The organism is Acinetobacter sp. KB005 (assembly GCF_049949095.1).
Taxonomy (GTDB): Bacteria; Pseudomonadota; Gammaproteobacteria; order Pseudomonadales; family Moraxellaceae; genus Acinetobacter; species Acinetobacter calcoaceticus.
Window position 1 is genome coordinate 2,246,255 of record NZ_CP188191.1, and the last position, 20,705, is coordinate 2,266,959.

The window sequence follows — 20,705 nt, forward strand, 5'->3', positions numbered from 1 at the left end:
ATACGGTTTTCACATAAGCAATGTGTCAAGTAACGCAATTAAACATTTAGCTGTTCATAATCTTTAAAAAAGGGGAATATAAATAATATGAACGAAAATGCCGAGTTAGTAAAATACATAGACGTTGCTGAAAATGTATATGAACGTATTTATGAAAATAACCAAGTTTCAAATAACTTGATTGTTAACCTCAATCGAATTATGGCTGAAATCAAAAAGCAGGCCGAAGAAAAAGATCTAAAGTTAAAGTACAACTCTATCGACTTTGAATATTGCTTGAGTTTGCCTTTGGCAGATAGAGATATAAAAGTTGATCTAAGTTTGATTCCACATTTTGAACATCGGGATGAATGCATTTTATGGCTAACCAATTTTATCGGAAAAATTAGTGTGCAAAAAAAGATGATGAGGCAAAAACTAAATTATCATTAAAAGGAATTAGATTTTAAATGTATGAACGAACCGTCTTTAGACGGTTTTTTGTGGGTGAAATATATAATATGATTTACCACAGATTGACATTCCATAATTAGAAAATGACATAGAGCACTTTAAAATGAAAAAGCTTGTAATGACTTTTACTGTATTGATTCAACTATCGACCTATAGCGTAGCCAATGATTCTACGGGCTATGTTGGTACAGGTGGAATTCAATATCTCAAAAATTCGCAGATTGCCATGCAAAGCGAAGATCTATTTATTAGTAAAAAACTGATTAAGGTCGATTACCTCTATAAAAACCTAAGCAATAAAGAGGTCACTGAAACAATCTTATTTCCGCTACCACGCATTGATAATTTCTTTGAGTCTGATTTTGCCCATACCGAAGAACTTCTAAAAAGTTTTAAGATTGTGGTTGATGGGAAAAATATAAAACCGGAAATGCATGTCAGAACGTTTATTCAAAAAGATGAAAAATCGCCTCTGATTGATGCAACAGACGAATTTAAGCAATGCGGTTTTAGTGAAAAAGATATGCTCAACCCGTGGCTGCGTAATAACTATGATTATGAGTATTATGTAGATAAGCTAAAACAATGTAATAAACCACAAATACAGAAAATTTTAGCTAATTTTAAAAAAGATGATGTAATCCCGTGGTCATCTCAAGTGATCTATAGCTGGAAGCAAACCTTTAAAGCCAATAGTTTGACTAAAATTTACCATGAATATAAACCTTTGGTAGGTGGTTCTGTTGCCTTATATCCCGAGGAAGATAGCCGACAATTTTGTATGGATAATCAATTTAAGCAGGGCTTAAAAAAAGCCAGTGCAGAAAATTCACCATTTAGTGCTTTGGGTTATATTTTGACAACGGGCGCAAATTGGGCAAAGCCGATTGAAAACTTTAAGCTAACCATTGAGCGTGATAAAGATGAACTGGTTTCTTTTTGCTGGGATGGACAAGTTAAAAAGATTAGTCCAACTCAATTTCAGATGACCAAAACCAAGTTTGTACCCAAAAAAGACCTAGATATTATTTTTGTGAGAGTTAGATAATTTCATACAAGCTTCTGGTTTGACCAAATTGCCTCACTATTGATTGTGTGTCATGAGCTAAACATGGCACACAATAAGCAAAAAGATGCTCTATGTTGCTGCATGTAGGATTGTTGACGTAATGATTAATTAGGCAGTTTCTTTTTAATCCAATAATCTAAACTAAAATAACGGCCGCCTCCAAGAACAAGCAGTGCGAGAAGCATGACTAAATACGTAGCGGCAAACTCAATTCCATTGTTTAAAATTACAAACGAACCACTAGACGTGAGCCAGTCATAATTGCCGTAGGTTTGTAGTATTTCACGAGCCTTCTCTAACTTTTCAGCTGAAGCCAACACCTGCATGTTTGCAAAGGGTGCATTTGGGTCAGCAATTGCTTGCCAACCATTTGGGAGGTGTACCGTAAATATAGCAACTAACATCGTAATAATAAGTGGAATACTGATTAAACGGGTAAATAAACCTAATGTTAATAGTATTGCGCCCGCGAGTTCAGTTGTTGTTGCAAGCAGGGCCATTAGATATGGAAAGGGAAGTCCTAAACCTCCATCTGAGTTGCCAAACCATTCTACAATATCATTGAAGTGCATTAATTTATTTGTGCCTGCCATCCAAAATATAGGCACTAGATACAATCGAAGAGCCAGAGCTGCGATGCCATCTGCATGTTGTAGAGTTTTACCCAGTTTTTGATAATATTGAGATAAACCATAAATAAAATTCTTCATGATAATTTCACATCCGATGCGATTGAATATTAATTAGTCGGATAAAGACTGTATTTCTTACATAAAATTTTTTTTTATTTACGGTGTAATAAAAAAGGATTTGGTCCGTCTAACTATACGTACAAATGTACAAACCGAGAATTTATCTTTAAAGGAATACTAAAATGAATAAACTCAACTCAATGACTTCAGTGGCGGCATTATTAGCACTATCAGTTGCTGGCGCTACACAAGTGGCGGTAGCAGCAACCCATACAACAACCGAAGCACATGCAACCAAAGCAGCAGATGGAAAATGCGGTGAAGCAAAATGCGGTGCTAGCAAAATGAAAAACCACGAAAAGTCTGCCGAAGCAAAATGTGGTGCAGATAAAAAAGCAGCTGATGGAAAATGTGGAGCAACCAAAAAAGCAGCGGACGGCAAGTGCGGCGCTAAGTAAACAATCTGATCATGGATGATGTCGGCCTTCTGGTAAGTGTCGGCATCGTTTCCAAAAGGAGAAATCACCATGATGGATTTGTCAGGCGTAGGGCTGGGTTTAAGGCGTGATTTTATAGATTCGTTTTTAGATGCAAAAACATGTCCCGATTTTATCGAAGTTGCTCCTGAAAACTGGCTAGGTTTTGGTGGACGACATGCAAAATTACTCGCGCAGTGTGTTGAAAAAGCCCCATTAATTTGTCATGGCTTGTCATTGTCTATTGGCGGTCCTCATCCACTGAATCTTGAATTTATCAGCAAAATAAAAAGCTTTTTAGAACAATATGATGTCTCTATTTATTCTGAACATTTAAGTTATACAAATGATGGGGGCTACTTATATGATTTGTTGCCAATCCCCATGACCGAAGCGGCTGTTAAATATGTGGCTGAACGTATTTTACGTGTTCAAGATATTTTAGGAAGACGATTAGTCATAGAGAATGTTTCTACTTATTTAATGCCCAATGCTGAAATGAGTGAAGCGGAATTTATCTGTGAAGTTCTTCAATATGCAGACTGTGATTTGCTTCTGGATGTAAATAATGTCTATGTCAACAGCATTAATCATGGCAGTGATGCATTTGGATTTATTCGGGAGATGCCAAAAGAGAGAATCCGTTATTTACATATTGCTGGACATGAACAAGTTCAGAAAAATTTATTAATTGATACGCATGGTGCAGAGGTTTGTGATCGCGTATGGGAACTATTGAGATATACCTATCAAGTATGTGGTGTGAAAGCAACTTTACTTGAGCGCGACTTTAATATTCCATCATGGCGAGAGCTAGAAGAGGAACTAGCCAAAATTAAAATAATTCAACAACAGGAGAGTGGCTATGAAGGAAAATCAAATATCCTTCCAAACCATGCAACAACAGTTTTGTGACTGGATTAGAGATCCTGATTTGGAATTACCTCAAGCTCTTCCTGCCGAACGAATGCATATTTATCGAGACTTGCTTTTTAATAATGTCAGCTCATTTATTGAGTTAGTTTATCCCGTAGCTCGTGCGATGTTGCCAGAATTAAAGTGGCAACAATTACTCTCAGAATTTTTTCAAAAAGCCCAGTGTCGCTCACCTTTGTATAATGATATTTCTCTGGAGTTTAGAGAGTATTTGACAGATCAGCAGCACCCAATATTGCAAGAATATCCTTGGTTGGCTGAGTTGTTGCAGTTTGAATGGCTTGAGTTGTATTTAGATACTGTTGAAATTGAAAAAATAGTCTTGCAGAAAAACTGTGATTGGCAGTTAACCACGAAGGTATGGGTATTGGTTTATCAATATCCCGTTTATACGTGGACAACTTTAATGACTCCAGAACATGCTGAGCCTATACCGGGAGCGATTATGGTCTGGCGAGATGAACAAGACAATGTATGTATTGAACAGCTTTCGCCTTTGTTTGCTATGGTGATTGAACAGTTGACTCAAAATGTAAAGCTAACTGATCAAGATATTAATACATTTATTCAATCTGTACTTACTGATTTATCTGAACATGATATTTATCTGCAAATTCAAGAATTAAAAGAACTGTTAATCCGACTGCGATTAATTCAACTTCCCCATGATTTTAAAGAGGTACAGGGATGACTTCAGCCGCGGCATCACCTCATGACGACCTAGGGGATCAACTGCATAATCCAGCCTTTTTACAAGACTTAAGACAGCAAATGATAAAATTTGCTTTTTTACAGCTTTCCTCACTTCCTCAAGCTGAGGATGTAGTGCAAGAGGCATTAACGAGCGCTTTTCAAAATTTAGATTCATTTAAAGGACGGGCTGCGTTTAAAACATGGGTGTTTGCCATTTTAAAAAATAAAATTATTGATGTGATTCGGCAAAAGTCACGTTTGGTCGCAATGACTGAATTATTTAAAGATGGGGAAAGCGAACTCAGTGTCGACGAGTTGTTCGATGCGTCAGGGCACTGGCATAAATATGAAGCGCCTCAAGCATGGCAAAGCCCTGAAGAAATGATAGAGCAGTCAGATTTCTGGATAATTTTTGAAGCTTGTTTAGATCATTTACCAGCCAAATATGCTCAAGTTTTTATGATGAGAGAAGTAATAGAGCTGAGCTCCAACGAAATTTGTAGCAAGTTGGAATTGTCTATCTCAAACTTTAATGTGTTGATGTATCGAAGTCGTACCCGACTACGTGAATGTTTAGAAAATAAATGGTTATTGAAGGAGGATTGTTCATGTTGACATGTCGACAAGCCACTCAACTGTTGTCTGAAAAGCAAGATAGGCCGTTGTTATTACGTGAGAAAAGTGGTTTACAGCTGCATTTATTGGCCTGCCAGTCATGCCGCCGTTATTCAAAACAGATCAAAACAATTAGTCAGCTTTCTAAAGCATTTAAAAGTTTTGATGGCTAACTTTATTTAAAAATTTATTTATTACTAGCCTAATCACGCTAAGAAATTCCATACTATAAAAGTAGAGGAGTTTTTTAAGACAGGATGAAACGTGAATTTAAAGAATCTGGAAGCTTTTTATTGGGTTGTGACTTTAAATAGCTTCAATAAGGCTGCGACTAAATTACAAACCACCCAGCCTGCGGTATCTCAAAAAATCACATCTCTTGAAAATGAATTAGGCTTTAAAGTCTTAGATCGAAACTATCGGCAGTTTAAACCTACGCACAAAGGCTTAACTTTATTTAAGTACGCCGAAAAATTTATGCGACTAGAAACAGATCTGGTGGCTGAACTGACTGAAAACCAGCACTTGACTGGCACCATTCGTTTAGGCGTTTCTGAAACGATTGTCTATACATGGCTAGTCGAATATATCGAAAAGGTTCAACAAGAGTTTCCAAAAATTTCAGTAGAAATTGTGGTTGATCTAACACCTAACCTACAAGAAGGTGTGCGTACAGGTGATTTGGACATGGCCTTTTTACTTGGACCAACTTTGGCTTTTGAATGTATTGAACAGGCATTGTGTGACTTTGAGCTGAGCTTTTTGGCTTCACCGTCATTTAAGGGCTGTGTAGCTCAAATGTCTTTTAAAACTCTCATGTCTCATACCATTTTAACTTATCCAAAAATTACCTATCCCTATAAAGAATTGAAAGCCAGAATGAAAGAACAAGGGATTGATGAACCACTTTCAATTACCAGTTATTCATTGGCAACTTTATTGCGTTTAGCTGAGCAAGGCTTAGGTATTGCTGTCGTGCCGACCTTAACCGCTTTAAAAGAAATTACTGATGGCCGACTAGAAATATTAAATACACCCATTCAGTTAAAGACCTTTCATTTCACCTCGATCTACATTCAAGGAAATGACGTTGCCTTGAAAGAAAAATTGACAGAGGTTGCCGTTAAAGTCTCGGAAAGTGCCATGAAAAGCCTCAATGAAAAAATCCAAAAATAAGCGCTGTTATTATTTTTATAAAATATTTTTTCTTATTTTAAATAGGCTGCTTGCATGCAAAGTCATAAAAGCAGCTTATGAAGTTTGATAAGTAAAACTTATCCAGATTTTTTAATAAACATTAAATCATTTAAAATCAAATATTTGATTTTTTTATTTTATGTAAAAAGTCTTATTGTCCGTAGGTATTAGCTATGTTTTTATTTTAGATACAAGATTTGATCACCGATTGTGTTGATTGGGGAACAGGGAATCTTTGTCATTTAAAAGGATTAAAGAATATCGTTTGGGAAAGAAATGGTGTTCTTGGTTCAACTTGCAAATAGCGTTGTTAAGCTCAAATGGATGAGGAACGCATTAATATGTCTTTACTGAAATCTTCTTTTTTATCAGATCGCCAATGGGCCATTGTTGCCTCAATCTTTATGATGGCGACCTCTGCAATGGGGCCCGGCTTTTTAACCCAAACTGCTGTATTTACAGTGAAGTTAGGGGCGGCATTTGGCTTTGCCATTTTAGTTTCCATTCTGATTGATTATGTGGTTCAACAAAATATTTGGCGAGTGGTCACACTCACTCAAATGCGTGCATCGGATATTGCCAATAAAGCAATTCCCGGCAGTGGTTACTTACTGGCTTTTCTGGTCATTCTAGGTGGTTTTTTCTTTAGTATCGGTAACATTGCAGGTGCTGCCCTAGGTCTAAATGCACTTTTTGGCCTCGACACAAAGTGGGGCGGTATTTTAAGTGGTGCGTTAGCCATTTTGATTTTTGCCTCAAGAAAAGCAACGCTTGCCATGGATAAAAGCATGATCGTGTTGGGATTGCTTAAAATCCTCCTGATCATTATTGTTGCCGTGATTGTGATGCCTCCTGTGGGTCAAGCTGTACATCAAACCTTTGCTCCAGATCAGATTGACTTTGCCATTATTACCACCATTGTCGGCGGTACGGTTGGTGGTTATATCTGCTATGCAGGCGCACACCGTTTACTCGATAAAGGTGCGGTTGGTCCTGAAAATATTGATGAAGTCGCTAAAGCTGCAACCAAGGGCATTATTGTTGTCGGCATCATGCGCTATGTGCTGTTTTTAGCATTCTTAGGTGTAGTGGTGAGTGGTGCAAATATTGATTTAGCCAGCCATGATGCCAACCCAGCAGCTCAAGCATTCCAATATGCAGCAGGTACATTTGGTTTTAAATTATTTGGTTTAATTTTCTGGGCAGCCGGCATTAGTAGCACTATTGGTGCAGCATATACTTCAGTGTCGTTCTTTAACGTGTTTAAAAAGAACTTAACACCAAAACAAAACAACTATACGACCATTACTTTTATCGCATTGGCTTTATTGCTCTATGTGTTATTAGGCGCAACTCCAGCAGGTCTACTCATTTTTGTGGGTGGTTTTAACGGTTTGGTGTTGCCAATTGGCCTTACAATTTTTGTGTATGTTGCCGCGTGCCGTAAAGATTTAATGGGTAATTATAACTATCCAAAATGGTTACTTATTTTGGGTGGATTAACATGTCTGTTGACGTGGTGGATGGGCTATATGTCGTTTACGACAGTGTTTAACTATTTGACCAAGCTTTAAGCCAGATGATGTGAAGTAATAAAGGAATAATGCCATGTTTGTAGATTTAAATAGTGATTTGGGTGAGAGCTTTGGCTCATGGAAAATGGGCAATGATGATCAGATTTTACCTGTCGTGACCAGTGCCAATATTGCATGTGGCTTTCATGCTGGCGACCCGCTCGGCATTTTAAAAACGGTTCGTAAAGCAGTGGAGCTTGGTGTGACTGTTGGCGCTCACGTGTCTTACCCAGACCTTGTTGGTTTTGGCCGCCGTAATATGGATTTGTCACGTGACGAATTGATTGCCGATGTACTTTACCAAATTTCTGCACTCGATGGTTTGGCAAAGGTAGCAGGCTCAAAAGTGCAATATGTTAAACCGCATGGTGCGCTCTACAACACCATTGCACATGACCAAGCTCAGGCAGCCGCAGTGATTGATGCAATTAAAATGTATAACCCTGAATTGGTTTTAGTGGCTTTGGCTGGATCAAACTTAGTGGAACAAGCACGCGCGGCTGGTTTAAAAGTTGTGTCTGAAGCATTTGCTGACCGTGCGTATAACAGCGATGGTTCATTGGTATCTCGCCGCCTAGAAGGTGCGGTTTTACATGACTCGGCATTTGTTGCCAGCCGTGTGGTTTCAATGCTTAAAAATGGTGGAGTTGAGTCAATTGACGGTGTATTTACCCCAATTCAAGCCGACACCATTTGCCTACATGGCGACACTGACGGTGCACTAGAAATGTCAGCAGCCATTAAAGCCGAGCTTGTAAAAAACAATATTGAAATCCGCCCGTTTGTAAACAAAGCATAAGGATGAGCACAGTGTATAAGGATATTAAAGTCGACCCAGCTCAGCTTGAAGCCGCTTTAGATGCGCGTTTAAAAATCCGTGCAGGTTTTGATAAACCAACAGCAGGTATGGCTGCGGGCATGACGCAGGTGAACATGATTTCGGTGCCAAAAGAGTGGGCTTACGATTTCCTTCTTTACGCACATCGCAATCCGCAAAGCTGCCCAGTGCTTGATGTGCTCGAAGAAGGCATCTATGCAACTAAGCTTGCCGCAGACTCAGACATCCGTACCGATTTTCCGCGTTATCGCGTTTGGAAAGATGGAGAAATGGTTGATGAAGTGACCGATGCAAGCGAGATTTATAATGCCCATCCTGATTTGGTGACTTTCTTAATTGGTTGTAGTTTTTCGTTTGAAACAGCTTTGCAAGAAGCGGGTATTGAAGTTCGTCATATCCATGATGACACCAATGTGCCGATGTATCTGAGCAATATTCAGTGCCAGCCAGCAGGGTGTATTTCTGGAAATATGGTGGTTTCAATGCGACCAATTCCATCTCATCAAATTAGTGAAGCTGTAAAAATTACCGCGCGTATGCCAAGTGTCCATGGTGCGCCTGTACATATTGGACATCCTGAAAGCTTAGGGATTTTGGACGTAAATAAGCCTGACTTTGGTGATGCTTCTCGCATAGAAGCGGGTGAAATTCCAGTGTTTTGGGCTTGCGGTGTAACGCCTCAAGCGGCAGTCATGAACTCGAAAATTCCTTTTGCGATTAGTCATGCACCGGGTCACATGTTTATTACCGACATTCCTGACCGTGCTTGGATTGGCTAACTGGACTAAAGAAGAATTAAAAGGATAAGCAAATGCGTTTTTTATCGGTAAACGCCGATTGTTTTCTGATAGAGCTTGCAAGCCTAGAAGAAACTTTGGCGTTGTACAATAAATTGCAAAATACGCAATTGAATGGAATTAAAGACTTAGTCCCGGCTGCAAAAACAATTTTAGTTTTTTTCAACGAGATCGAAAGCAACTTTAAAATGCTGGTTGCCTCAATTCAGAGCCTCAAGATTGATTCTGGATTTGAGCGTAGCGGACAAGAAGTAATTGTACCGATTCGTTACGATGGTGAAGACCTTGCTCAAGTTGCAGAGTTACAAGGTTTGTCTGTGGCTGATGTGATTAGAAAACATCACCAAAGCGTGTGGAATGTCGCTTTTATTGGTTTTGCGCCGGGTTTTGCTTATATGAGCAGTCCCGATCGGCCTTTTACCGATATTCCACGCTTAACAGTTCCGCGTAAAAAAATACCGTCAGGTTCTTTAGGCTTGGCTGGAAAATACTCTGGTATTTACCCAAAAGACAGTCCGGGTGGCTGGCAGCTTATTGGTACAACATCGGAAAAAATGTGGGATTTAGAGCGTAAAAATCCTGCATTGCTGTTACCGGGCATGACCGTACATTTTGAAGATGTTACGCATAGCCCAACAACCGTAAATGTACCGCAGCAAATTATCCGTACGGTTGAGCCGAAACAATCTGTACCGTTGTTTACGATCACTGCACCAAGTTTACAGATGCTCATTCAAGACGAAGGGCGTTTAAACCAGACCAATATTGGAGTTGGCGTGGCTGGTGCAATGGACTTATCTGCCATGCATAGTGCTAACCGTATTGTGGGCAACCCAACCGACACGCCCGTAATTGAACTTTTAAATGGTGGCTTAAAAGCCAAAATGCAGCATGCTGGTGTTATTGCAGTTGCAGGTGCAATCTCAACCATTCGTGTGAAATTTGCCGATGGTCAAATCGCAGACTTTGCAAGCTATCAGCCGATTGATCTGGATGAAGGTGATGAATTTCAAATTCAGCCACCAACAGCAGGGCTTCGAAATTATTTGGCTATTCGTGGTGGCATAGACGTTGAACCTGTACTCAATAGTGCCTCATTTGACAGCTTAGCGGTGTTAGGGCCAGAGCCTTTAAAGCTTGGAGATACCATTTATCAAGGACAGGTGAAGGCAGCCAACATTAGTGTAAATGAAGTGGGCAAGTTCGATTTGCCAAAAGCTGGTGATGTGGTTGAGCTAGATATTGTGATGGGGCCACGCACAGATTGGTTCAAACCAGACAGTATTGAACTGCTCTGTCAGCAAGAGTGGCTTGTGACCAATGAAAGCAACCGTGTTGGGTTAAGACTTTCAGGTGCAGAGCCTTTAACTCGCAAAATTACACATGAACTGGAAAGTGAAGGCACATGCATTGGTGCTTTGCAGATTCCACCGAGTGGTCAGCCGGTTTTGTTTATGAATGATCACCCTTTAACGGGCGGATATCCGGTCATTGGCGCTGTTGCTAAACACCATTGGGATTTGGTGGCGCAGATACCAGCAGGTTGCCATATCAAATTTAAAAAAATTGCCGAATTTACAGATTTTGAGAATGAATGATGAATACAGAAAAATTATTGATTGCTAACCGTGGTGAAATTGCCGTTCGTATTATCCATGCTTGCTGTGACATGGGAATTGCATCGGTCGCGTTATATGCAGATGACGATATTGGCAGCATGCATGTCGAACTTGCAGATGAAGCATGGGGCTTGGCTGGTGCTACCGCAAGCGAAACCTATTTAAATATTCCTGCCATTATCGAAGTTGCCAAAAAATCGAAAGCGACCATGGTTCATCCCGGTTATGGCTTTTTATCTGAACGTGCTGAATTTGCTCAAGCCGTGATCGATGCCGGCTTAAAATGGGTTGGGCCATCTCCAAGTGCGATTGAAAAACTAGGTGATAAAATCGAAGCACGTAAAATTGCTGCTTCTGTCGGTGCACCGTTAGTTCAGGGTACGCAAGACCCACTTAACAATGCAGATGAGGCTTTAGAGTTTGCCAAACAATTTGGTTTGCCGATCGCCATTAAAGCTGCGTTTGGTGGCGGTGGCCGTGGCTTAAAAGTCGCGTGGAAACTCGAAGAAGTGAAAGAGCTTTATGAGTCGGCAGTACGAGAGGCCAAAGCTGCCTTTGGCCGTGGTGAATGTTTTGTCGAGCAATATCTAGATAAACCACGCCATGTAGAAGCTCAAGTGATTGCCGATCAGCATGGCAACATTGTGGTACTTGGTACACGTGATTGTTCGTTGCAACGTCGTAATCAAAAGTTAGTCGAAGAAGCGCCAGCACCATTTATTAGCGACGAGATTTACCAACAAATTTTAACCTCGGCAAAAGACATTTGTCAGGCTGCAAATTACGTTGGTGCAGGTACAGTTGAATACTTACTTAGCCGTGATGGAAAACTTTCATTCTTAGAAGTAAACACTCGTTTGCAAGTTGAGCACCCAGTTACCGAAGAAACATCAAAAGTTGATTTGGTGGTAGAGCAAATTCGTGTTGCGCAGGGCCACGCGCTTTCCATTAAAGAAACACCAAAAGCCCAAGGCCATGCGATTGAGTTTCGTATTAATGCCGAAGACCCAGCTCGCGGGTTTATTCCGGCGTTTGGTGTGTTGAGTTTGTTTGAAGCGCCGTTTGGTCATGGTGTACGAGTGGATACAGGCGTTCGAACTGGCTCATTAGTATCGAGTCACTTTGACTCACTCATGGCAAAACTAATTGTGACTGGTCCAACCCGTGAAGTTGCAATTGCTCGCGCTAAACGTGCTTTAAAGCAATTTAAAATTGAAGGTGTAGCTTCGGTTTTAGACTTTCACCGTGCGGTACTCAATGAACCTGACTTTACAGATGAGTTTAATGTACACACCCGTTGGATAGAAAATGACTTTAAACAAGAGTTAAAGCCAACCAAACGCGGCATTCCAAACCATCAACAACCGATGTTGCTGAGCTACATTGAAATTGATGGCAAGTTACACCGTTTAGGTTTACCAGCGGGCATGTTTGCACAAGGTCCAGCAACGGCAACTCAAGCACAAACTAACGAGCCGGAAGTGAGTGCTGAGCATTTACTTGCCCCAATTAATGGTGTGATTAGCGCTTGGAAAGTCGAAAATGGTGAGCAAGTCACAGAAGGCCAAGTCGTTGCCATTATGGAAGCTATGAAAATGGAAGTTCAGGTACTGGCGCATCGCAGCGGGGTGATTCAGATTGAGGCAGAGAAGGGAGCGACCTGCCATGCAGAAACCATTATTGGTCGCATTAATTAAGATTTGAACATGTGATTTGGCCTGATTGTGTTTCTTGTTTGATCGGGTCAAATCGAATGCTTATTTATTAACTCAGTTAGCTATGTTCACAGTACTCGTTAACTATTTTCAACTTGAAAGCCAGAATGGGTTATGAGATATTTCCCGCACTTTGGTGATATCAAGATTAATCACTGTATTGAAAGCTCGCCTTATGCGAGCTTTAATTTTTAGCCCAGTTTAAGCATTTCTCACTTAATGAACTGGCTGCATAAAAAAATTGAGAATTTATCATCCATTTTAAAGGCTAATTGAAGAACGCGAATGAAAATTCTACCTTCATCTGAATATGATCAAATTCTAAAATACAGTGTCTATTGGCTCGCCATATCAATTGTGATTGGAGTCGTCGCGGGGTTGGCTTCGACTTTAATTTTTGTGGCCTTTGATATTTCAAATAAAGTCAGAAGTCTGCATCACTGGCTCATCTATTTCTTGCCTTTTGTGGGTTTTGGTATTGGTTATCTCATTAAAAAATATGGATCACCCATTGAGCGGGGAACGCATTTACTCATTGATGAAATTCACCAACCTAAATCGTTCATTCCAAAACGAATGAGCCCCATCATTTTTATCACCTCAATTTTAACGCAGTTGTTTGGTGGTTCGGCAGGGCGTGAAGCACCAGCCGTTCAGCTTTCAGGTGCTTTAATTGATCACTTGAGCCATATATTAAAAGTCTCGGAAGATAACCGAAAAATTTGTTTAATTGCCAGTATTGGAGCGGGCTTTGCTGGGGTATTTGGTTTGCCTTTGGCGGGCGCAATTTATGGCTTGGAAATTACTGCTTTAGGTAATTTAAGATATTCAGCCATTTTCCCATGTTTTGTGTCTGCTCTTGTTGCATCGACCATTCCTGAACTATTCGATATTGTTCACCCACACATTTTTTATGTGATTAGTGAGTTTCCGCCTATTCATTTCAGCACGCTCATGAACTTAATTGTGGCAGGACTGATCTTTGGTTTGATTGCACGTTTCTTTATTGCCGCAATTCATTTTGCCAGTGACATCTTTTACAAATACATTCGCTATTTGCCATTAAGAACGATGGTGGGCGGTATTGTCATTATGCTACTTACTTTGTTCACTGCGCATCAGCAATACAATGGTTTGGGTACAGATAAAATCATTGCATCTTTTTATGTACCGATTGAGTTTTACGACTTTTTTAACAAGACCATTTTTACTGCCATTACCTTAGGTTCTGGTTTTAAAGGTGGTGAAATTACGCCATTGTTTTATGTGGGGGCGACATTAGGTAATGCTTTAGGGGCGGTTTTAAACTTGCCAATTTCATTGCTTGCAGGCTTAGGCTTGGTGAGTCTGTTTTCAGGAGCGAGTAAGGCGCCGTTAACCTCTATTATTTTAGCGGTTGAGCTATTTGGAATGAATGTTGCAACTTATGCGATTATTACTTGTTTGTTGGCAGCGCTATTTTCTGGAAATTGTGGGTTGTATCGCCGTAAAAAGTTGATGGATTAGTGAAGCCTTTTTAAGGAGTTGAGTGGTTTTAGGTTGCTTAACTCCTATTAAATTTTCTTTTTTAATAATAATGATAAAAATTGGCATATTAAATGCTTAATAAAAACTGATAAGCAAATGAAAAGAAATGAAGTTCTATCTCTTGTTGGGAACTATAATGAGAAATAGAAAATTATTTTAATATTAAAAAGGGAATAACTTAAACTGTGTCAATATTTATTCTAATACTTACGTTTTTTGTGGGTGTACTTATTGGACGATACACTATATTTTTAATTGAAAAACCATTGCTTATTTTTGTAAATATTGCTTATAAATTTTTAAATAAATATTTAGTTCTTTTACTTTCAATTTTTTTAATATTTATTTTATTCGCTCTATATTTAACAGGAGGATTGATGTTGTGGCACATTCTTAGTGGTGGGATAACAGAGCTGGGTAAGCTTGTATATCTATCTGGATGGATGGTTGGAGCAAGATTTTTTGGATTTCATCCGAAGAATAATAGTTTTAAATGATAGATAAGTGGTTGATATAAAAAATAATCTTAAAGAGGGTGCTATGTCTATATTGGGTTTCGCTATTTTTTTTATAATTTCACATATCATTGGATATTTTATAGCTAAAACTGGATGGAAGATTCGGCATTTGGCTGCCTTATCTTTTATTTCAACATTTATAATTGTTTGGTTGGGATTTTTATTACTACTTTATTTTAAAGGAAGATATGTCCAATTTTTTGTGGATGGAAGGATATCATTAAATTGGCGAGCAGTAGATTTATTTTTTGTGGCAGGTATGTCTTCAACTTTATTAACATTGCTACTAGTTATTGTAGTGTGGAGTATTCGTAATAAGGTTTTCTAAATTAACGTTGTGATAAGTAAGTTATTATTTAAAAGAAAGTACTATGTCTATATTGGGTTTCGCTATTTTTTTATATTCTTATATGGTATAGGCTATTTTGTAGTTAAAGCAGGATGGAAGCTTCGCTATTTAGCGCCAATATGGTTTTTATCGTTTTTTATTATCACTCTATTTGTTTTAGCAATTTTGTTTCCTAAAGATTGGAGCAATGCACAATTTTTTACTATAGATGGTCCTAATCACTTAGCACTTCTTTCTTTATTAATATCTTCATCTTTAAGTTCAGTTATTACGTTTATTTTAGTTTTGGTTGCATGGGCTATTCGACATGATGTCATTTAAATTGTTTAGATTAAAAAATCTTAGACAATCTAATATTTGTATTAAAGAGCTAAGTCTTCTCTCATTTGGAGTAGTAAAATGATTGAGTCCCTTCCCATGATCGTTTTGTTAGGTGCTTTTTCAGGTGCTATTTTTGGGCGCTATTATAGAGCAGTCTTTGCATTTTTATATGATAAAGTTTATATACTCCTTAAAGGCCTTCTAACTAATCCTTTTCTTTCAATTGTTTCGATGCTTTGTGCAATAGTTTCTGTTTTCCTATTCGCGCTATGGGGCAATGTCTTTTCTTGGGTTATCTCTGACGAAAATTGGGTGTATTTTTATAACTCCTATTTTATTGGAGTTCTGGTAGGTCTTTTTCTGCTTAGGTTAAGTAGTAAAAAAATAAGTTTTAAGTAGTTGAATTTAGATTATTCTACCTGTATCTGGCGATTGAAATGAAAAAAATATTAAAAATACTTAAATGGCTTATTGTCCTATTTCTAATGTTTGTTCTCTTGCTCGGTGTAATCGAGTTTATCGCAAATAAATTCTTTGATAATGCTGCCAAGAAGGATGCATGTGCTGACTCTGGAGGGGCATGGGATCATCAAAAAGATACCTGCCAATTTGCTCCTAATGACCCTAGAAGTAAAAAAGAATTGGGAATATAAATGGAAAAGCAATTTGTCGATGAGAAAATGCAGAAATACTTGCGATTAATGCGTTTACGTAGAAACTTTGTATTCTCAGTATTAGTATTTCCATCAGTTGTTATTGTTGTATTGATGCTAGCAAGAGTAGATGAAAAGTACTTATCTATTTATTTTCCGATAACCATGATTCCTATCATATTATTTTTGATGTTTAAGCTGCTAGCTAACGATATATGCCCTTGGTGTAAATGTGGTTTTTTCATGAATGATTTAGGTTCTTTTGTTAATGGGCTAAGTTTTATCTTCAGAAAACAATGCTCTCATTGCGGGCAGCCAGACAAATTATCAAAAAATGAAGATGTACATGATTCTTAAAACTATAGAATATTATCGCCGTAAAAAGTTGATGGATTAGTGAGTGTTTTATAGGTAGGGTTTGATTGGGTTTTAGCCCAATCAGCTCATTTTTTGGGATTCTCTACCCATTTATTTGTGTTTGAGATTTTATGCTAAAATCCATTAAATATATTTATCACCAAATGCAATTTAATATTAATTATGTTTTTAATTTTAAGAAAAAAACTTCAAAAAATTGGTATCGTTTTCTTAGCAATCAACTTATTAGCTTGTAGTCATCAGCCAGATTTTAAAGATATTTCTCGGTTAGCAGAAAGAGGTGATGCAGGAGCTCAAGCAAAACTTGGTGAACTATATGTAGAGGGGAAAGTTGTTCCTCAAGATTATAAAAAGGCATTTGAATGGTATAGCAAAGCTGCTAATCAAGGAAATGCAGAGGCACAGAATAATTTGGGAGCAATGTATGCTTTGGGGCAAGGGATAGAGCAAAATTATAAAAAAGCATTTGAATGGTATAGTAAAGCTGCTGAACAAGGGGAAGTAAAAGCACAGAGTAATTTAGGTGCATATTATGCAAATGGTGATGGTGGAGTTAAAAACTATAAGAAAGCCTTTGAGTGGTTTAGCAAATCTGCTGCACAAGATAATGCTGAAGCTAAATACTATTTGGGCATACTTTATGAAGAAGGTTATGGGGTAATCCAAGATTATAAAAAAGCATTTGACTGGTATAGCAAAGCTGCTGCACAAAATTATGCAGATGCACAAAATAATCTTGCAGCACTTTATGCACAAGGTAAGGGCGTAGAACTAAATAATAAAAAAGCCTTTGAGTTATATAGCAAAGCGGCTGAGCAAGGAAACTCAATAGCACAAAATAACTTAGGGGCGTGTTATGCGCTTGGGCAAGGCGTAAATCAAGATTATAAGAAAGCGTTCGAATGGTATAGTAAAGCTGCTCAACAGGAAAACGATGAAGCACAATTTACTGTGGGCATGATGTACTTTAAAGGTGAAGGCGTACAACAAAACAATGAATTAGCCGAAAAGTGGCTAAGAAAAGCAGCAGAAAATGGCAATAAAGATGCCTTATCACTATTTGAAGAATAGCCATTTTTCTATGACATGGATTTGCTGTTTTGTGGCTTCAATTAGGTGAGGAGAATTCTCTAAAGTCCATGTTTCATCACACCAATCGCAAGCATCGTAGAAAGATTCGAGCCAAGTAGGGTAATAAATTATATTATCTGGAAGATTTCTTGGAGCGCCCATAAAACCTGTTTCTAAATTATTGAAAATAGTACATAGTTGAACTGGGCTTAGATTGTTTTCTTGATAATTATTTAAAATATCTAAAAAAAATTTAGCTGCTAATATTTCTGCTTCAATACAATTATATGAGAAACTAGGATCTGTTATATTTATTGTTCGAAGTAATAAAGAATTATAATCATTAAATGGTAGTAGTAATTCGGTAAAATAATCTATTTGAAAATCTTCATTTTCTTCAATATATTTATTAATATTTTTTGTTTTTTCATATGCCGAATATTCTCCATAATAAAACTCTATATATAAAGATTTTAATGTCATTAATTAACTCTAATCATTTTGGCATAAAATTATATCATACAAAAATGTATTATAAATTTCATAATGAACTAGACCATAACCTAAACCTAGTAAATGGCTTTTTAATTTCCCCAACCGCTCTACTTTAATACGATTGTCATTTCACACGCTTGACGACAACAAGTGCGAATACTATCCTTTGCGTGCTGGCCTACATTGCCAGTTGGTTTTAGCAGACCATCAGCCAAAGTACACGAAAAAGTCTAACTTTTTTGTGGAAATCCCTGTGTGCCCCTTTTACGGTGGAATGATCTGACCCCATAAAGTTGGACAGTTAATTAAGCAGTTTTTAAAAACTGATTTCTATATTGTACAGGGGATAAACCTTGTAGCTTCACTTTGATTCTCTCATGATTATAATAATGAATGTACTCTTGTATAGCTTTCTCTAATTCATCAATTGATTGAAATTTTTCACCATGAAAGCATTCCGATTTTAATATTCCAAAGAAGCTTTCTATTACAGCATTATCCAAACAATTTCCCTTACGAGACATACTTTGAATTAAACCATGTTGTTTTAGTTGCTGTTGGTAATGAGCCATTTGATATTGCCATCCTTGATCGGAATGGAGAATTGGTTTTTCATGTCGTTTAAGTTTAGCCAAAGCATGAATGAGCATATCTTTTACTAACTCATAATTGAGTTTGCGTTGGATTCGGAATGTAATAATTTCCCCATTAAATAAATCGATAATCGGGGATAGGTAAAGTTTTTCACCGTTCACATTAAATTCCGTTACATCAGTTGCCCATTTCTGATTTGGTCGATTTGCTTTAAATTGCCGTTTTAAAACGTTATCAGCCACTATCCCGACACAACCACTTTTATATGAGCGATATTTTAGTGCTCTGATACGTGATTTAAGTCCCATAGTTTTCATGAGTCGATATACACATTTATGGTTAATCATTATTCCTGTACTTTTCAGAGCAAGAGTAATTCTACGATAGCCATAGCATCCCTTATGCTTATGGTATATGGACTTAATCTGCTGTTTTAACTCAGTATATTTATCATTAGTACGTACAGCTTTCATGTGGTAGAAATAAGTACTACGGGCTATCTTGGCAATACTGAGTAAGAGCTTTAATGGATAAATTTGCCTTAATTCTGAAATAATTTGAACACTGTCTGCAGTACAAATTGAATTTAAGTACGTTGCTTCAGTTTTAAGGCTTTTAGCTTTTTTAAAAAAGCGACCTCTGCGCGTAAAGCTGTAAGCTCATCAATGAGCTCTTGCTGAGACTTGTCTTTATCATCTCTTGTTGGTTTCACTGTTTTAGTTTTATCTTGCTTAGTCATATTGGTATAAGTCCGTTTAGTATTAAACCCAGCAATCCCTTCTTTATGATACAGAGCTAGCCATCTTCTTAAAATTGACGTCCCGCTCAGATTTAACCGTCTTCTTACTTCTCTTACGGGTATCTTATCAAGAAGCATTTGTATTGCATTGATTTTAAATTCTGAAGAATAATAAGTTTTTTGAATTTTAATATTAAGCCCATCAGTACCATGTGCCTTATAGTTTTCAATCCATAACCGAATGGTTTGGAGATCTACATTAAACTCTTTGGAAAGAATTTTATAGCCTTTACTACCATCTAAATAAGCCTGAATTACTTTGAGTTTTAACTCTTTTGAATGCTTTGGAACTGGCATAGGTCACACCTTATAAGTTTAAAAAGTCTAACTTATGGGGTGCAGTTCAGGAACGGAGGGGGACACCCTCGGGTGTGCTGGATTCTTTGGCTCCAGTCTGCTAACCCTCTTTCGTTTCACCACCATTATTTAGCAGTAATGCGGTGAAACTTCTTTTATAGCCAAAGGAGTCCGCTATGCGTACTAATTCTTCTCAATTTTTGGCCTTTGCCAAACTCTCTCTATTCATACCGCTTGAACAGTCTTTAAAACGGTTTAACCGACTCTAGGTTTTCTACGACCTTAGATCGTTACGACTAAAAAATCATAGCAACAATAAAACCTGAGATAGCTTAGGGCACATTTTTGTGCTGCTTATCCATGCCTGTTTTTAGTACTCATTTTAAGAGTGACGGCACTTCTATCTCTTTTAGATACAACAAAAAATTATTTTAAGCGGTATACATGAAAAATTTAGAATCTTCATTTAGAGCACTGCGCGTGCTTCACGCAGCAAAAGATTTATTTAATCAAGATGGCTTTCATAAAGTCGGCGTTGACCGAATTATTGCGGAAGCCAAAATTCCCAAAGCTACTTTCTATAATGACTTTCATTCAAAAGAACGACTGATCGAGATGTGTCTGACTTTTCAAAAAGATGCGCTCAAAGTAAAAGTATTTTCCATTCTTAATTCATACAAAGAGCAAATGGTGCTTGATAAACTCAAGCAGATTTACCTTTTACATGCCGACTTAAATGGCTTTTATCATTTACCCTTTAAAGCAATTTTTGAAATTGAAAAGCTCTACCCAAAAGCCTATCGCGTGGTGATTGAATATAGAACTTGGCTAATCAACGAAATTTATAAACTGCTTTTAACCGTCAAAACTACGGCTTCAATGCAAGACGCCCACATGTTCTTGTTTGTGATTGATGGGGCAATGGTTCAACTTTTAAGTAAAAACAGTGTAGATGAGCGAGACAAGTTATTAGATTATTTTTTAATAATGCTGTCTTAGAGAGAAATCCACACACTTTCTAAAAGTAAA

23 protein-coding genes are annotated in these 20,705 nt (G+C 37.8%); 19 read left to right on the forward strand and 4 right to left on the reverse strand.

The window, feature by feature from the left end; translation table 11 throughout:
• The first annotated feature begins 87 nt into the window (after nucleotides 1-87).
• Nucleotides 88-432, forward strand: coding sequence for a hypothetical protein (locus ACPF64_RS10815; protein WP_426453192.1), 345 nt, complete (start codon nucleotides 88-90; stop codon nucleotides 430-432).
• Between the two features lie 124 nt (nucleotides 433-556).
• The gene (locus ACPF64_RS10820) at nucleotides 557-1,501 is read left to right on the forward strand and encodes a DUF4424 family protein (protein ID WP_426453194.1); all 945 of its coding nucleotides are present in this window, start codon (nucleotides 557-559) and stop codon (nucleotides 1,499-1,501) included.
• 125 nt (nucleotides 1,502-1,626) lie between these two features.
• On the opposite strand, the gene ACPF64_RS10825 is transcribed toward ACPF64_RS10820, so the two are convergent.
• Nucleotides 1,627-2,232 (reverse strand): DoxX family protein, encoded by a 606-nt coding sequence (locus ACPF64_RS10825; protein WP_426453196.1) that lies wholly within the window; start codon nucleotides 2,230-2,232, stop codon nucleotides 1,627-1,629.
• Nucleotides 2,233-2,396: 164 nt separating this feature from the next.
• Here ACPF64_RS10825 and ACPF64_RS10830 point away from each other — a divergent pair, with 164 nt between their 5' ends.
• The 16 genes from ACPF64_RS10830 to ACPF64_RS10905 all read left to right on the forward strand — a co-directional run bounded on the left by ACPF64_RS10830 (nucleotide 2,397) and on the right by ACPF64_RS10905 (nucleotide 17,491).
• The gene (locus ACPF64_RS10830; protein WP_426453198.1) at nucleotides 2,397-2,672 is read left to right on the forward strand and encodes a hypothetical protein; all 276 of its coding nucleotides are present in this window, start codon (nucleotides 2,397-2,399) and stop codon (nucleotides 2,670-2,672) included.
• A gap of 69 nt (nucleotides 2,673-2,741) precedes the next feature.
• Nucleotides 2,742-3,605 carry a DUF692 domain-containing protein gene (locus tag ACPF64_RS10835; protein ID WP_426453200.1) on the forward strand — a complete coding sequence of 288 codons (864 nt, stop codon included), beginning with the start codon at nucleotides 2,742-2,744 and terminating at the stop codon, nucleotides 3,603-3,605.
• Nucleotides 3,556-4,317, forward strand: coding sequence for a DNA-binding domain-containing protein (locus ACPF64_RS10840; RefSeq protein ID WP_426453202.1), 762 nt, complete (start codon nucleotides 3,556-3,558; stop codon nucleotides 4,315-4,317). The genes ACPF64_RS10835 and ACPF64_RS10840 overlap by 50 nt, the downstream gene beginning before the upstream one ends.
• Entirely contained in the window at nucleotides 4,314-4,934 is a 621-nt protein-coding gene (locus tag ACPF64_RS10845) for an RNA polymerase factor sigma-70 (RefSeq protein WP_426453204.1), read from the forward strand. The genes ACPF64_RS10840 and ACPF64_RS10845 overlap by 4 nt, the downstream gene beginning before the upstream one ends.
• A complete protein-coding gene (locus ACPF64_RS10850) occupies nucleotides 4,928-5,107 on the forward strand; it encodes a zf-HC2 domain-containing protein (RefSeq protein ID WP_426453206.1) in 180 nt (59 codons plus the stop codon). The genes ACPF64_RS10845 and ACPF64_RS10850 overlap by 7 nt, the downstream gene beginning before the upstream one ends.
• A 91-nt stretch (nucleotides 5,108-5,198) precedes the next feature.
• Nucleotides 5,199-6,110, forward strand: coding sequence for a LysR family transcriptional regulator MumR (gene mumR, locus ACPF64_RS10855; RefSeq protein WP_017390332.1), 912 nt, complete (start codon nucleotides 5,199-5,201; stop codon nucleotides 6,108-6,110).
• 341 nt (nucleotides 6,111-6,451) lie between these two features.
• Nucleotides 6,452-7,705: an NRAMP family divalent metal transporter gene (locus ACPF64_RS10860; RefSeq protein ID WP_003650999.1), complete on the forward strand. Its 1,254-nt coding sequence runs from the start codon at nucleotides 6,452-6,454 to the stop codon at nucleotides 7,703-7,705.
• Nucleotides 7,706-7,739: 34 nt separating this feature from the next.
• The gene (locus tag ACPF64_RS10865) at nucleotides 7,740-8,504 is read left to right on the forward strand and encodes a LamB/YcsF family protein (protein WP_004793259.1); all 765 of its coding nucleotides are present in this window, start codon (nucleotides 7,740-7,742) and stop codon (nucleotides 8,502-8,504) included.
• A 2-nt stretch (nucleotides 8,505-8,506) separates the two neighbouring features.
• Nucleotides 8,507-9,322, forward strand: a complete 816-nt coding sequence (locus tag ACPF64_RS10870; protein WP_426453209.1) for a putative hydro-lyase — start codon at nucleotides 8,507-8,509, stop codon at nucleotides 9,320-9,322.
• A gap of 32 nt (nucleotides 9,323-9,354) precedes the next feature.
• Nucleotides 9,355-10,938 carry a 5-oxoprolinase/urea amidolyase family protein gene (locus ACPF64_RS10875; RefSeq protein WP_426453211.1) on the forward strand — a complete coding sequence of 528 codons (1,584 nt, stop codon included), beginning with the start codon at nucleotides 9,355-9,357 and terminating at the stop codon, nucleotides 10,936-10,938.
• Nucleotides 10,938-12,656, forward strand: a complete 1,719-nt coding sequence (locus ACPF64_RS10880; protein ID WP_426456135.1) for an acetyl/propionyl/methylcrotonyl-CoA carboxylase subunit alpha — start codon at nucleotides 10,938-10,940, stop codon at nucleotides 12,654-12,656. Before ACPF64_RS10875 ends, ACPF64_RS10880 begins: the two co-directional genes overlap by 1 nt.
• A gap of 303 nt (nucleotides 12,657-12,959) precedes the next feature.
• Entirely contained in the window at nucleotides 12,960-14,180 is a 1,221-nt protein-coding gene (locus ACPF64_RS10885; RefSeq protein WP_426453213.1) for a chloride channel protein, read from the forward strand.
• Nucleotides 14,181-14,705: 525 nt separating this feature from the next.
• Entirely contained in the window at nucleotides 14,706-15,047 is a 342-nt protein-coding gene (locus ACPF64_RS10890) for a hypothetical protein (RefSeq protein ID WP_416657502.1), read from the forward strand.
• 779 nt (nucleotides 15,048-15,826) lie between these two features.
• Nucleotides 15,827-16,042 (forward strand): hypothetical protein, encoded by a 216-nt coding sequence (locus ACPF64_RS10895; RefSeq protein ID WP_311084910.1) that lies wholly within the window; start codon nucleotides 15,827-15,829, stop codon nucleotides 16,040-16,042.
• Nucleotides 16,043-16,399 (forward strand): hypothetical protein, encoded by a 357-nt coding sequence (locus ACPF64_RS10900; protein WP_017390341.1) that lies wholly within the window; start codon nucleotides 16,043-16,045, stop codon nucleotides 16,397-16,399.
• A gap of 183 nt (nucleotides 16,400-16,582) precedes the next feature.
• A complete protein-coding gene (locus ACPF64_RS10905) occupies nucleotides 16,583-17,491 on the forward strand; it encodes an SEL1-like repeat protein (RefSeq protein ID WP_311084911.1) in 909 nt (302 codons plus the stop codon).
• On the opposite strand, the gene ACPF64_RS10910 is transcribed toward ACPF64_RS10905, so the two are convergent.
• The 3 genes from ACPF64_RS10910 to ACPF64_RS10920 all read right to left on the reverse strand — a co-directional run bounded on the left by ACPF64_RS10910 (nucleotide 17,477) and on the right by ACPF64_RS10920 (nucleotide 19,676).
• The gene (locus ACPF64_RS10910; protein WP_426453217.1) at nucleotides 17,477-17,974 is read right to left on the reverse strand and encodes a hypothetical protein; all 498 of its coding nucleotides are present in this window, start codon (nucleotides 17,972-17,974) and stop codon (nucleotides 17,477-17,479) included. The two genes, ACPF64_RS10905 and ACPF64_RS10910, sit on opposite strands and share 15 nt — an antisense overlap.
• A 317-nt stretch (nucleotides 17,975-18,291) precedes the next feature.
• Nucleotides 18,292-19,161, reverse strand: a complete 870-nt coding sequence (locus ACPF64_RS10915) for an IS3 family transposase (protein WP_426456114.1) — start codon at nucleotides 19,159-19,161, stop codon at nucleotides 18,292-18,294.
• A 5-nt stretch (nucleotides 19,162-19,166) separates the two neighbouring features.
• Entirely contained in the window at nucleotides 19,167-19,676 is a 510-nt protein-coding gene (locus ACPF64_RS10920; protein ID WP_270902241.1) for a helix-turn-helix domain-containing protein, read from the reverse strand.
• A 444-nt stretch (nucleotides 19,677-20,120) separates the two neighbouring features.
• Between ACPF64_RS10920 and ACPF64_RS10925 the strand changes: the two genes are divergently transcribed.
• Nucleotides 20,121-20,675: a TetR/AcrR family transcriptional regulator gene (locus ACPF64_RS10925; protein WP_426453219.1), complete on the forward strand. Its 555-nt coding sequence runs from the start codon at nucleotides 20,121-20,123 to the stop codon at nucleotides 20,673-20,675.
• Nucleotides 20,676-20,705 lie beyond the last annotated feature (30 nt).